General features: G+C 44.7%; 10 protein-coding genes and 1 pseudogene. 2 read left to right on the top strand and 9 right to left on the bottom strand.

Going from position 1 to position 13,845, the window contains the following annotated elements; translation table 11 throughout:
- The 9 genes and pseudogenes from bamA to rpsB form a co-directional block, all read right to left on the bottom strand.
- A complete protein-coding gene (bamA, locus tag SVI_RS05800; RefSeq protein ID WP_013050523.1) occupies positions 1-2,484 on the bottom strand; it encodes an outer membrane protein assembly factor BamA in 2,484 nt (827 codons plus the stop codon).
- A gap of 31 nt (positions 2,485-2,515) precedes the next feature.
- Positions 2,516-3,881, bottom strand: a pseudogene (rseP, locus tag SVI_RS05795) (sigma E protease regulator RseP).
- An 18-nt stretch (positions 3,882-3,899) separates the two neighbouring features.
- Positions 3,900-5,087, bottom strand: a complete 1,188-nt coding sequence (gene ispC, locus SVI_RS05790) for a 1-deoxy-D-xylulose-5-phosphate reductoisomerase (RefSeq protein ID WP_013050520.1) — start codon at positions 5,085-5,087, stop codon at positions 3,900-3,902.
- A gap of 4 nt (positions 5,088-5,091) precedes the next feature.
- Entirely contained in the window at positions 5,092-5,949 is an 858-nt protein-coding gene (locus SVI_RS05785) for a phosphatidate cytidylyltransferase (RefSeq protein ID WP_013050519.1), read from the bottom strand.
- A gap of 19 nt (positions 5,950-5,968) precedes the next feature.
- Complete coding sequence (locus SVI_RS05780; RefSeq protein ID WP_013050518.1) at positions 5,969-6,763, bottom strand: isoprenyl transferase; 795 nt, start codon at positions 6,761-6,763, stop codon at positions 5,969-5,971.
- Positions 6,764-6,842: 79 nt separating this feature from the next.
- Complete coding sequence (frr, locus tag SVI_RS05775) at positions 6,843-7,400, bottom strand: ribosome recycling factor (RefSeq protein WP_013050517.1); 558 nt, start codon at positions 7,398-7,400, stop codon at positions 6,843-6,845.
- Positions 7,401-7,498: 98 nt separating this feature from the next.
- Complete coding sequence (gene pyrH, locus SVI_RS05770; protein ID WP_013050516.1) at positions 7,499-8,239, bottom strand: UMP kinase; 741 nt, start codon at positions 8,237-8,239, stop codon at positions 7,499-7,501.
- Positions 8,240-8,327: 88 nt separating this feature from the next.
- Positions 8,328-9,176: a translation elongation factor Ts gene (gene tsf / locus SVI_RS05765; protein ID WP_013050515.1), complete on the bottom strand. Its 849-nt coding sequence runs from the start codon at positions 9,174-9,176 to the stop codon at positions 8,328-8,330.
- 116 nt (positions 9,177-9,292) lie between these two features.
- Complete coding sequence (rpsB, locus tag SVI_RS05760) at positions 9,293-10,021, bottom strand: 30S ribosomal protein S2 (RefSeq protein WP_013050514.1); 729 nt, start codon at positions 10,019-10,021, stop codon at positions 9,293-9,295.
- Positions 10,022-10,359: 338 nt separating this feature from the next.
- On the opposite strand from rpsB, the gene map reads away from it, so the two are divergent.
- Complete coding sequence (gene map, locus SVI_RS05755; protein ID WP_013050513.1) at positions 10,360-11,157, top strand: type I methionyl aminopeptidase; 798 nt, start codon at positions 10,360-10,362, stop codon at positions 11,155-11,157.
- 97 nt (positions 11,158-11,254) lie between these two features.
- Positions 11,255-13,828 carry a bifunctional uridylyltransferase/uridylyl-removing protein GlnD gene (gene glnD / locus SVI_RS05750; protein ID WP_172634455.1) on the top strand — a complete coding sequence of 858 codons (2,574 nt, stop codon included), beginning with the start codon at positions 11,255-11,257 and terminating at the stop codon, positions 13,826-13,828.
- Positions 13,829-13,845 lie beyond the last annotated feature (17 nt).

Genomic DNA, 13,845 nt, shown 5'->3' with positions numbered 1-13,845 from the left:
TTAGAAAGTTTTACCAATGTTGAACGAGAAGATTTCAGTTTCGTCATCTTCGTATTCTTTAACAGGCCAAGCTAAACTAAATACCATAGGTCCCATGGGTGATAACCATTGCACACTCATGCCTGCCGAGGCGCGAATTCTGCTCGCGTCAGAATAATCCGCAAGTTTATCAAATTCATGGGCAGGAAGGTATTTATATGAATCATAATCAAACTCAGTATCCCACACGTTGCCCGCATCGAAGAAGAAGCTGGTACGCACTGAGTTAGAGTAAGCCTCATCCAAGAAAGGTGTCGGCACTATCACTTCAAAACTGGCTGTTGCAATCGCATTACCACCGATAGAGCGACCGTCATTGACCTGGACCTGATTTGGATCACCCGGTAAATAACAACCATCGCCAGTCGCATCCGGAGTACAAGGTTCTAGACCACGACTCAAGTAGAACGAGCGCGGACCGACCGAATTAGACTTGAAACCACGTAGCGAACTGCTTCCGCCTGAATAATAGTTTTCCCAAAAAGGTAAGATCTGGTCATTATCGTTAAATTGTCCATAACCATTACCATAGCCCAAACGAGCTTTAGTTAACACGACCCACTTGTGGTTACGACTAAGAGGGAAATAGAAACTAGTATCAAAATCTGCCTTGAAATATTGCAGATCAGAACCTGGTATCGTTACCTTAGTACTTAAACGCTGAGACGAGCCATCGGATGGGAATGTACCACGGTTCAATGTACTGCGAGACCAACCAAGATTGAGCTCGAAGTTATTAAAGGCCAGATCTGAATCTGGATGGTCCGCATCACGATAAATGTCATAAAACCTGAGCGCCTGCTCATAGGCCGAAATTTCCGAGATAGTATTATGTCGGAAACCTACTCCACCGTTAATACGGTTATATTCGTTAATCGGGAATCCCGAATTAAGTGCGATACCGTAAGAGCTGTTCTGATATCTCTCTAGGTTAGCTTCATGAGCATCGAACTCATTCCAGTAAATACTGCCGCCTAAGCTGACACCATCTTTAGTGAAATATGGATCGGTAAAGGACAAGTTCACATTCTTAGAATACTTGTTGGTATTTAGATTGATACCTGCCTGATTACCGGTTCCTAGGAAGTTGCTCTGCTGTACACCAAACTGCAGGCTCATACCAGACTCAGTACCATAACCCACACCGGCATTGAAAGAACCCGAAGGTTGTTCCTTCACCTTAAAATCAATATCGACCAAATCATCTGTGCCAGGAACCTGTAAAGTTTCCGTGTCCACAGTTTCAAAGAAACCAAGACGATTCAGACGTGCTTTCGACTGCTCTACTTGAGCCGAGTTAAGCCAAGCACCTTCCATCTGGCGCAGTTCGCGACGCAAAACTTCATCTTTAGTAACTTGGTTACCAGAAAAATTAATGTTACGCACATAGACACGTTTACCCGGCTGAATACTGACAGTGAGACTGACTTCTTTAGTCTCATCATTAATTTCAGGGTAAGTCTTAACTTCAGGGTAAGCGTAACCGAAACGACCTAAGTACTTGCCATACATCTCTTCGGCAAACGTAACATCGGCGCCATTATAAGTGTCACCAGCCTTGATAGGCAGAATCGCCTTCATCACTTTCTCGCGTCCCATGAGGTCGCCAGTTAGGTTAACGTCTTTAACTGTGTACTTTTCACCCTCGTCGACATTGATGGTGATATACAAGCCTTTACGATCCGGAGTCATGGCCACTTGGGTTGAAGTGACATCGAAACGAATATAACCGCGGTTATGATAAAAGGTCTTTACTGTCTCGAGATCCGCCTGAAGCTTCTGCTTCTGATAACGACGCTCACCAAACAGGTCCCACCAAGCGACATAATCTTTAAGTTCCAGCATGCCAATCAACTCGGCATCTGTGATAACTTTATTACCGACTACGTTAATCTGCTTGATTTCAGCGGCCAAACCTTCGGTAAAGTTGAATTTCAACTCGACACGATTACGAGGTAAATTGACGACTTCGGCTTCTACTTTAGCGCCGTATTTACCGACACCGTAATAGAAATCTTGTAGGCTTTTTTCGATACCGGCGAGCATGGTTCTATCTAGCGACTCACCTACCTTCACCCCAGAGCCGTCTAAGCTCTCTTGTAGCTGCTCATCCTTGATGTCCTTGTTACCTTCGAAGGTAACTGAACTGATCGTTGGACGCTCTTTGACGGTGACAACTAGAACACCGCCATCGCGACGGACTTCGATATGTTCGAAGTTTGTCGAGGCATACAAGCTTTTGATCGCTTGTTGAAGTTTAAGTTCATCGACAGTATCGCCTACCTTGACTGGAATAGTCAGTAAGGCAGCGCCAAGAGCTACGCGTTGTAGACCTTGAACTTGAATATCTGTGACTTCAAAAGGCTGGAATGTTTCTGCCCAACCGTTCCCTGATAAAGACGCACCGACTAATACCATCGAGGCAAAAAGTTTATTAAATCTCATAGAGCACTTCTAATTATGTGTGTGTCCCTGCTCAGAGTCGGGAGAAATCGTTAAAAAGCGCGATGCTCATCAACATAAGCAGCATAGCTGCCCCAAATCTGAATCCTATTTCCTGTACCTTTTCTGGTACAGGTCTTCCTGTGATCACTTCTATGAAGTAATACAACAAGTGTCCCCCATCAAGCACGGGCAAAGGCAGTAAATTAATAATACCTAAGTTAACGCTGATTAATGCGAGGAAACCTAAAAAGTAAACTAAACCATAGTTAGCACTGTTACCAGCACCTTGGGCTATGGAAATTGGTCCACTTAAATTCTTAACTGACAGATCGCCTGTGATCAGCTTACCCATCATCTTAAAGCTGACAGAGATAAGTTGCCACGTTTTATCTGCTGCCACGCCAAATGAATCGATGAAACCATATTCCAGCTGTAGTTTCATGTTTTCTGGCCAATCGGCTTGAGTCGGCGCAACACCGATAACACCTTCGATTTGACCTTGGGCCCCCTTACGTTCACTTGGGGTCACTTTTAATTGAAACTGTTCACCTGCCCGTCTGATCGTAATTGACAAGGTCTTGTTGGCCGATGCTTTAATCTTACTGACAAAATCGTTCCACTCACCATAGGGCGCACCATTAACGGCGACTAAGGTATCTCCTACCTCTAGGCCTGCAGCAGCGGCGGCGCCATCTGGGGTCACTAATCCTAAAACAGGGAGTATTCGGGTCTATAAAAATCGAGTCCCAATGAAGCGATAGGCGACTCTTTGTCCGGATCGAACTCCCAGGATTTAGTATCTAATGTATATTTTTACCAAGTGCTCCATCGGCACTCGTCTTTAGAGGAGCTAAGGTGATATCTATCTTTGACTCACCAATCTCACTAACCAAGGCATAAGTCACCTCTTCCCAGTTACGAACTCGATTACCTTCCACCGACGTTATCAACATAGGTTCATGAATTTGAATCTGCGCCGCAGGTGAGTCCATGCGTGTTGCGTCTATAACGGGCTTGAGTGCAGGTACGCCAATAAGGTACATGAAATAGAGCGCCACTATGGCAAAAATGAAGTTAGCGATTGGCCCTGCTGCAACGATGGCGATACGTTGCCAAACACTTTTACGATTAAATGCTTGATCCTTTAACTCTTCAGGCACCTCGTCCACGCGTTCATCAAGCATCTTGACATAGCCGCCTAGAGGGATCATGGCTAACACATATTCGGTGCCATCCTTACCGACTCTTCGCCATATCGCCTTACCGAAGCCGATTGAAAACCGCTCAACTTTAACCCCACAACGCCTAGCCACCCAAAAGTGACCATATTCATGTGCAGCAATTAATATGCCTAATGCAATAACGAAGGAACCTAAGTTCCATAGAAAGTCGATCATTTCCATCCTTTGAGCTAGTTAAATCTTTGCTATTAACTCTAAAGCAAATCTGCGTGTTTGTGTATCTAAGGCGATGATATCATCCAAACTTGTTAAAGAGGACATAGACACCTTGTTTAAACATGTTTCATTTATTTTAGCTATATCAGTAAACTTTAACTTATTTTCCAAAAAGGCAGCAACCGATATTTCATTTGCTGCATTTAACACTGTCGTCGCTTCCTGGCCTTGCTTACAAGCCTCAATGGCAAGAGAAAGACAGGGGAATCGTTCGAAATCAGGTTCAAGAAAGCTTAACTGTCCGACTTTGAAAAAGTCTAAAGGTTCAACTCCGGAGTTAATTCTTTCGGGATAAGACATGCAATGAGCGATAGGTGTGCGCATATCTGGGTTACCCAATTGAGCTAAAACTGAGCCATCTCGGTACTGAACCATAGAGTGGATAACGCTCTGGGGGTGTATGACAACCTTAAGCTGGTCTGGAGTGGTATTAAATAACCAACGGGCCTCAATATATTCAAGCCCCTTATTCATCATGGTGGCCGAATCGACGGATATCTTACGACCCATAGACCAATTAGGATGTTTACAAGCCTGCGCCGGTGTCATGGTACTAAGAGAATCCAGAGGAGAAGTGAGAAAAGGCCCCCCTGAACCTGTCAGTAAAATATGAGATACTCCTGCACCTTCTAGGTCGCAGTAACCAATATTTTTCTGTATTGATTCAGGCAAAGATTGAAATATCGCATTATGCTCGCTATCTACAGGCAGCACCTGCGACCCGGAGGCCTTCATAGCGTCGATAAACAAGCTGCCAGACATCACCAAGGACTCTTTATTCGCTAATAGCACTCGCTTCCCCGCTTTAACAGCGGCAAGTGTCGGCAGCAAACCCGCGGCGCCAACAATGGCAGCCATAACGGTATCAACACAGGCTGAACTGACCAGATCATCTAGTTCAGCTGCTCCCGTTGTGATTTCAACCCCAGAGTTTACTGGTAAACGCTGGCGCAATAGCATGGCAGCATCGGCATCTACCATATGAGCAATTGACGGCTTGTGCTCTATACACAGAGCCAACATCTTATCCACATTAGTATTTGCCACCAAGGCATATATGCAATACGCCTCAGGGTTGTTGCCAATGACACTCAAGGTGCTAGCACCTATGGATCCCGTTGCGCCGAGTATGACCATTTTTTGCATTAGGTTACATCCAAAATGCGATATAGATAAGGGTAAACACAGGTAATGCAGCTGTAAGACTGTCTATTCTGTCGAGTATACCGCCGTGTCCGGGTAAAATAGTACCCGAGTCTTTAATGTCGGCAACGCGCTTAAACATACTCTCAGACAAGTCACCCACCGCCGAAACTAGGGCGATAAATAAGGTCACTGCTATGACTAAGCCAAGCTCTTGTTCTGGTGAAACCAGCATGACTCCCATCACAATAACCATGCTAGTAATTAAACCACCGACCAGACCTTCGATAGTTTTAGCTGGGCTCACGTTAGGCATCAACTTAGTACGCCCTAAGGCTTTACCCGCAAAGTATGCTCCGGTATCGGTGGACCAAACCACAAGCATAACCAAGAAGACTAAGATCCCACCATAATAAGGGTCAGCTTCAGAACTGAGTCCCTTAAGTGAAATCAAGGCTGCAAAACAAGGAATGAGTGTAAGCTGTCCAAACATCGACTTAAACATATGGCTCTTTTGCCACAAAGCCGAACTCTTGGGAAAAGAGATCACTAATAAGAAAGAGATAGCCCACCATAAGGCACCAATCAAGATGATAGCCAGGTAGATAGGATGCAGATGACCTTTGAACCAAAGTTCGTCGCTAGGAACAAACAGGTTGAGTGCGATTAATAGCGCACCTATGGTGATGGTAAAACTCCACTGTGTTATTTGACAGCGCTTATCGATGATCTGTCCCCATTCCTTGGCTGCAATCAGAAATACCGGTACCAATGCCCAGGCAAAATATTCTGTGGGAAGCAAAAACACAGCTCCCAAAACCAAGGGAATTAACCAAATTGCCGTTATTATTCGTTGTTTTAGCAAAAAAAAACCCTCAAAAAAATTATGATTCGGACTGCATAGTCTCAACTTGGCAACCAGTGAGGCCGAATCTTCGTTGGCGAGATGCAAAAATAGCAACTGCCTGTTTAAATGCATTTTCATCAAAATCTGGCCATAGAGTGTCGGTAAAAACCAACTCAGCATAGGCTGCCTGCCAGAGGATGAAATTACTGATACGATAGTCTCCACCAGTGCGTATCATTAAATCAACTTCGGCTTGGTTTTGCATGCATAAATGCTGACTTAGGGCCTCTTCAGTGAACTGACTGCTGTTCATTTCACCTGTTTCGACCTTTTTAGCCAGAGCCTGCGCCGCTTGCATGATATCCCAACGCCCGCCATAGTTAGCCGCGACATTGAGTACTAAACCTGTATTGCCAGCCGTTTTCTCTTCAGCTGCTGAAATTTGTTTCTGTAGGCGTTCAGAAAAACGACTGATGTCACCGATAATATTGAGTCTGACTCCATTTTTATGCAGCAACTTTATTTCACGTTGCAACACAGTAAAGAAGAGCCCCATCAAGAAAGAGACCTCTTTATCGGGACGACGCCAGTTTTCACTGGAAAATGCAAATAAGGTTAACGACTCGATCCCGATCTCTCTGGCGGTACTCACAGCTCGCCTGACGGCTTTTACTCCCGCCTTGTGTCCCATAATTCTGGGTTTCCCCTGTGCCTGGGCCCAACGTCCGTTACCATCCATAATGATAGCGACGTGTTTAGGCTTAGACTGTTTAACAAGTTCTGTGATCTCTTCGGCAGAGAATTCAGAACCAGACTGGGAATCGATTGACATCTATTACAACCCTTAAAAAAGCAAACGCCGTGTAGTATACCGCTACACGGCGTCTGAACTCTAGTTTCTTAGTCCTAGATTAGACTTCCATCAACTCTGCTTCTTTTGCAGACAAAAGTTCATCAATCTGCTTAATATGAGCATCGGTGAATTTCTGTATTTCGTCTTCGGTGCGGTGTACATCATCTTCAGTACACTCTTTCTCTTTCTCTAAGGCTTTAATTTCAGAGTTAGCATCACGACGCACGTTACGAACAGAGATTCGGCTGTTTTCAGCTTCGGCGCGAACAACCTTAATAAGGTCTTTACGACGCTCTTCTGTCAATGAAGGAAGTGGAATGCGGATCACTGCACCGGCAGACATAGGATTTAGACCTAGATCTGAACTCATAATAGCTTTCTCTACCGCTTGGATCATAGTGGCATCGAACACAGAAACAGCCAGAGTACGTGAATCTTCGATAGTCACGTTACCCACTTGCTTAAGTGGTGTCATTGAACCGTAATAAGAAACTTTAATTGAATCTAAAAGGCTAGGATGTGCACGGCCTGTACGGACCTTAGCCATCTGAGTCTTAGTGGCTTCTATACATTTAGCCATACGTGTTTGAGCATCTGTTTTGATTTCGTTTATCACGTTATATATCCTTTAAATGAGGCACTAAATTCTTAGTAATAGGACTAGCCAGTCACACTAAGCCGGTAACTTTTTGCTGACTGGATATTACAATAATTTTAATTATTTGTTGTCATTGATTTGATCATTGTACCTTCCCGCTCACCCATAATCACTCGACGTAGGGCACCAGGCTTGTTCATGTTAAATACCAATATAGGCATGTTGTGATCTCTCGCCATAGTAAATGCAGCAAGATCCATCACTTTTAATTCTTTCTCCAGAATTTCATCGTAACCCATTTCTTCATACATTACTGCATCAGGGTTCTTCACTGGATCATCTGAGTAGACGCCATCTACCTTAGTGCCTTTGATCACAACTTCGGCTTCAATTTCAATACCGCGCAGACAAGCTGCCGAATCAGTTGTGCAGAAAGGGTTGCCTGTACCAGCGGCAAAAATGACCACTCGACCGGACTTTAGCAAACTAATGGCTTCGGCCCAATTATAATCATCGCAGACACCTTTAAGCGGGATAGCAGACATCAAACGAGCATTGACATAAGCACGATGTAGAGCATCACGCATCGCCAAACCATTCATTACAGTGGCTAGCATACCCATGTGATCGCCCACGACGCGGTTCATGCCCGCTTGTGCAAGCCCCTCACCACGGAATAAGTTACCACCACCGATAACGACACCTACCTGAAGGCCGAGCTCAACCAGTTCTTTAATCTCCTGAGCCATGCGATCTAAGACTTTAGGATCGATACCAAAGCCTTCTTCGCCCATTAAGGCTTCACCACTGAGTTTGAGAAGAATACGTCGAAATGCAGGTTTAGGATTCGTGCTCATTTTTATAGTCCCGATTGATGCCGATAGGTAAAATAATACAATAAGACCGCAGCAGTGCCGCGGTCTTAGGAGTGCTTACAACAGGAGATTAAGCCTTAGTAGCAGCTATGGTAGCAGCAACTTCAGCAGCAAAATCTTCTTCTTTCTTCGCGATACCTTCGCCAACTTCTAAACGAACGAAGCCTGAAACAGTAGCGCCTTTCTCTTTAAGAATTGCACCAACAGTTTTCTTAGGTTCCATGATGTAAGCTTGACCAGTAAGAGAGATCTCACCAGTGAACTTCTTCATTCTACCGAAAACCATTTTCTCTGCAATTTCTGCAGGCTTGCCTTCGTTCATAGCGATTTCGATCTGAAGTGCTTTTTCTTTTTCCACTAGCTCAGCTGGAACATCTTCAGGGTTAACGAATTCAGGCTTAGAAGCAGCAATGTGCATTGCTACGTGCTTTAGTGTTTCTTCATCAGCTTCACCGGCTACAACAACACCGATACGCTCACCGTGACGGTAAGAAGCAAGGTTTGCACCTTCAATGTACTCAACGCGACGAACATTGATGTTTTCACCGATTTTAGTCACTAGTGCAACACGAGTGTCTTCGAATTGTGCTTTCAACTCTTCGATAGATACTTTAGATGCAGCAGCAACGTCTAGTACTGAATTAGCAAATGCTAGGAAGCTTGCGTCTTTTGCAACGAAGTCTGTTTGACAGTTAACTTCTAAAAGCGCAGCGAAACCTTCGCCATTTTTAATCAGGATAGTACCTTCAGCAGCTATGTTACCTGCTTTTTTAGCAGCTTTAGCAGCACCGCTCTTACGCATGTTATCAATCGCTAGTTCGATGTCACCATCAGTTTCAACTAACGCTTTCTTACAATCCATCATGCCAGCGCCAGTGCGTTGACGAAGTTCTTTAACTTGGGCAGCAGTAATTGCCATTGTTAAATCCTCTACAGATAATTCTACAAATTCAATAGATAGAAAACAGGGGCCTTAAGGCCCCTGTTTACCTATCATGTATCTTGGTTAATAAGGGATGAAAATCATCGACCCTATTATTCGGCTTCTACGAAACCGTCTTGCTCAGCTTGAACAGCAAGATCTTGACCACGGCCAGATTTAGCGGCTGCAGCAACAGACTCAGTGTACAAACGAATAGAGCGCATTGCATCATCATTACCAGGAATGATGTAGTTGATACCGTCTGGTGAAGAGTTAGTATCAACAATAGCAACAACTGGGATACCCAGGTTGTTAGCTTCTTTAACAGCGATATGCTCGTGATCTGCACCTATGATGAAAAGAACGTCAGGCAAACCGCCCATGTTCTTAATACCACCAAGAGACTTGTCTAATTTCGCAAGCTCACGAGTACGCATCAAAGCTTCTTTCTTAGTAAGCTTGTCAAAAGTACCGTCTACAGACTGGCTTTCAAGGTCTTTAAGACGCTTGATTGATTGACGAACTGTTTTCCAGTTAGTCAACATGCCGCCTAACCAGCGGTGATCAACATAGTACTGGTCACAAGAAATCGCAGACTCTTTGATTGCTTCGCTTGCAGCACGCTTAGTACCAACAAAAAGAACCTTACCTTTCTTTGAAGCAACGTTGCTGATGAAAGCAAGCGCTTCATTGAACATAGGCACAGTGTGCTCTAGGTTGATGATGTGAACACCATTACGGGCACCGAAGATGAAAGGCTTCATCTTTGGGTTCCAGTAACGAGTCTGGTGACCGAAGTGAACACCGGCTTTAAGCATGTCGCGCATTGAAACTGTAGTCATTTTATTACCTTAAATTATTTGGGGGTTAGACCTCCACGCATCCCATATCTTCGACCTCTACAGGCACCCCGAAGAATGTGTCGATACGTGTGTGATTTAGTATTTAATTAATAGCCATGTATAATGGCCGCCAGCCTAACTCTACATCTTAGTTTTTTGCTAGAATCACTATTACATTGAATAGTGAGTATCTTCACACCACCAAAGATGAGATTAGAGTCAAACATAACGGCGCGCTTTATACCATATTAGGACCGAGAACACAAATTTTCCCAGTGTTTTCCTCTGATAAAATGCGTACCTAAACCCTCATATAATGAGACACGAGAGATAGCTAAATGAGTATAGTGATAAAGACTGCCGAAGAGATAGAAAAAATGCGTGCTGCTGGCAAGCTGGCTGCCGAAGTCTTAGAGATGGTGGGCCCCTTCATTAAAGCTGGCGTCACCACAAATGAGCTTGATGATATCTGTGCCAAATTTACCCAAGACAATGGTGCGATATCGGCCCCTCTCAATTATCATGGCTACCCCAAGTCTATCTGCACCTCTATCAATGAGGTGGTCTGCCATGGTATCCCCAGCGACCGAGCCTTGAAAGATGGTGACATCATCAATATCGACATTACCGTGATCAAAGACGGTTTCCATGGCGATACGTCTAAGATGTTTTTAATTGGTGAGGCCAACCCTAAAGATTTGCGTTTGTGCCGTATCGCTCAAGAAAGCTTATATGCCAGCATACGTAAGGTTCGCCCGGGTATGAAATTGGGTGAAATTGGCACTATAGTCGAGAAGTTTATCAAGACCAAGAAAAGCGGTCTGGTAAAATACACCATAGTTAAAGATTATTGTGGTCACGGCATAGGTGCTGGTTTTCACGAAGAGCCTCAGGTCATGCATTACAAAAATAACGATAAAACCGTATTGAGACCCGGCATGTGTTTCACTATTGAACCCATGATAAATGCCGGTCGTCATGCTTGTATCTTAGATAAGGATGACAACTGGACTGTCACCACTGCCGATGGTAAGAATTCTGCCCAATGGGAACATACCTTACTCATCACCAAGACTGGTGTTGAAGTCCTGACTCTGCGCTCAGAGGAAGATTTCCCAAGAATTATCAATCACTGATAACTATCAAGCTCTTCAGTAAAAGTACCAATTAAATTAATTGGTACTTTTTGTTTGCTCAAATAGCTAGTTTGGGGATTAAGGGAATTCTATGACCATTGAATCGGCTCAAATTGCCAAGGTGGCACTGTTCGATCAAAATGATGAACTACTGACTCGCTTCCGTAACAAAGACCCCATCAAACAACTCGTCGCTCAACGTAGTCAGTTTGTCGATTCGATACTGCAACAAGAGTGGCAGAGCCACGGTCTCGACAAATTCGCCATCGCACTCATTGCCGTTGGCGGATATGGACGAGCCGAGTTGCACCCTCATTCCGATGTTGACCTACTTTTTCTAATCGAATCAGATTTATGTCCCGAATCGGAAGCTGCTCTCAGTCAATATATCGCCTTTCTATGGGATGCTGGTCTAGAAGTAGGACATAGTGTACGAAGTGTGGCACAAACCTTAGAGCAAGGTCGCCATGATGTCACTGTGGTGACTAACTTGTTAGAAGCCAGATTATTATGCGGCCCTATGGCGCTATATCAATCTCTATACCTGAGTATTCGCCGAGATAATTTTTGGCCGGCCAGTGATTTTTTTATCGCCAAACGAGACGAGCAGATTGCCCGTCATGCTAGGGCTAGCGCATTCGATCTAGAACCTAACCTTAAGACTTGCCCTGGGGGACTTAGAGACATACATACTGTCGCTTGGGTGGCAATGAGGCACTTCGATGCAGCCAAGGCTGAAGACCTAGTCGAACACGGTTTTCTCGACAAAGATGAGCTGGAGGAGCTGCTGGAATGCCAGTATTTCCTGTGGGAACTCAGGTTTGCCCTGCATCTCATATCTGGCAGAGATGAAAACCGACTCTTATTCGACCTTCAACGCCAAGTCGCCGATCTTATGGGCTACGAAGACTCAACCCAGCTCGGTGTCGAGCAGATGATGAAACGCTACTATCGCACAGTCAGACGTGTGATGGAGCTTAACCAGATGCTATTACAACTGTTTAAGCGTGCCACGCTTGGCCATACCAAGGCTCTGGAAATAAAGAAGATAGATAGTGATTATCAACTACGCGGCACCTATATCGAATCCTTGACCTCAGATATTTTCACGCAGCCCGTAGAAATCATGAAGCTTTTTCTTCTTGTGGCAAAAAACTCTAACATCAAGGGAATATATGCACCGACATTGAGAAGCCTGCGCAGCTCCAGACGTCAGCAATCCCAACCCCTGATGAACCATGCCGATTGTAGAGAAGTTTTTTTAGAGATACTCAGACACCCCAGAGGCATTGCATCTCTGTCTTTGATGCATCGTCACGGTGTATTATCAGCCTACCTGCCAGCATGGCGAAATATCGAAGGGCAGATGCAGTTCGATCTCTTTCATGCCTATACGGTCGATGAACATACTCATAGGCTACTACAGAACATAGAACGCTTCTCTCACCCCCAGCAGAAAGAGGAGTTTCCTCTAGGTTCAGTGCTGATCAATCAACTCCCCAAGAAAGGCTTACTGGTTTTAGCCGCTATCTTTCACGATATTGCTAAAGGGAGAGGCGGCGATCACAGTAAATTAGGCGCCGTAGATGCGAGGGACTTCTGTAAATTTCACGGCCTCAATGATCACGATGGAAGACTCGTTTCCTGGCTGGTCGAAAACCATCTGGTGATGTCGATCACGGCTCAACGTCGTGATATTTCCGATCCCGATGTGGTAGCCGAATTTGCCGATAAAGTCCGTGATGCGGTTCACCTCAGCTATCTTTACTGCCTTACTGTGGCCGATATCTGTGCCACCAATGAGAAAACATGGAACAACTGGAAAGGCTCTTTGCTGCGGGATCTCTACTTTTCCACCCAGAGGGTGTTAGCCAGAGGCAAAGAAAAACCCGTCGACATTAGGGCTCGAGTTAGGGAACATCAAGCTAAAGCCAAGAAAGAGCTGCTCAGACGAGGCATTAAAGAGAAAAGTTTGGATGCCTTATGGCAAAGATTTAAAGCCGATTACTTTCTCCGTCATCAGCCAAATCAGATAGCTTGGCACTCAGAAGCGATCATTAAGCACAAACATGATGAACCCTTAGTCCTGCTCTCCAAGCACACTACCAGAGGCGGCACCGAGCTGTTTGTCTATGGGCAGGATAAACCTAAACTGTTTGCCACTGTGATGACCTTGCTCGACAATAAAAATATCAATGTACATGATGCTAGCATCATGACCTCAAAAGATAATTATGCGCTGGATTCTTTTGTCATTTTAGAGCAGGATGGGAGCCCTGTTGCGCAGATAGCTCGCATTCAAGGGATTAAAAAGGCACTGGTGAAAGCCCTTAGTGGTGACACACCTAAATTACCTAAATTTAAGAAGCTCCCTCGTAAAATGAAGCAATTTAAGGTTTGGACTCAGGTGAGTTTCTTGCCATCGCGCCGTCATGGAACCAGTATGATGGAGCTGATAACCTTAGATACTCCTGGTTTATTAGCCAAAGTCGGCGATATATTATATCGCTGTAACATTAAGCTGATGGCCGCGAAGATTACTACCATAGGCGAGCGTGCAGAGGACTTTTTCATGCTACAAAACGCCGATGGAGAACACTTGAGTCAGATCCAACAGGCGGAGCTAAGCGAAAACTTAACCCAAGCTCTCGACCGACCACAACAGAATTAACTCAAGAATATAAATAT

Origin of the sequence: Shewanella violacea DSS12 (assembly GCF_000091325.1) — a bacterium.
Classification (GTDB): domain Bacteria; phylum Pseudomonadota; class Gammaproteobacteria; order Enterobacterales; family Shewanellaceae; genus Shewanella; species Shewanella violacea.
This window is presented reverse-complemented; position numbering and strand designations above follow the sequence as displayed.

Excerpts from the sequence above, each read along its gene's own strand:
- bamA (WP_013050523.1), bottom strand. The coding sequence starts at position 2,484 with ATGAGATTTAATAAACTTTTTGCCTCGATGGTATTAGTCGGTGCGTCT.
- ispC (WP_013050520.1), bottom strand. The coding sequence starts at position 5,087 with ATGCAAAAAATGGTCATACTCGGCGCAACGGGATCCATAGGTGCTAGC.
- SVI_RS05780 (WP_013050518.1), bottom strand. The coding sequence starts at position 6,763 with ATGTCAATCGATTCCCAGTCTGGTTCTGAATTCTCTGCCGAAGAGATC.
- pyrH (WP_013050516.1), bottom strand. The coding sequence starts at position 8,239 with ATGAGCACGAATCCTAAACCTGCATTTCGACGTATTCTTCTCAAACTC.
- tsf (WP_013050515.1), bottom strand. The coding sequence starts at position 9,176 with ATGGCAATTACTGCTGCCCAAGTTAAAGAACTTCGTCAACGCACTGGC.
- rpsB (WP_013050514.1), bottom strand. The coding sequence starts at position 10,021 with ATGACTACAGTTTCAATGCGCGACATGCTTAAAGCCGGTGTTCACTTC.
- map (WP_013050513.1), top strand. The coding sequence starts at position 10,360 with ATGAGTATAGTGATAAAGACTGCCGAAGAGATAGAAAAAATGCGTGCT.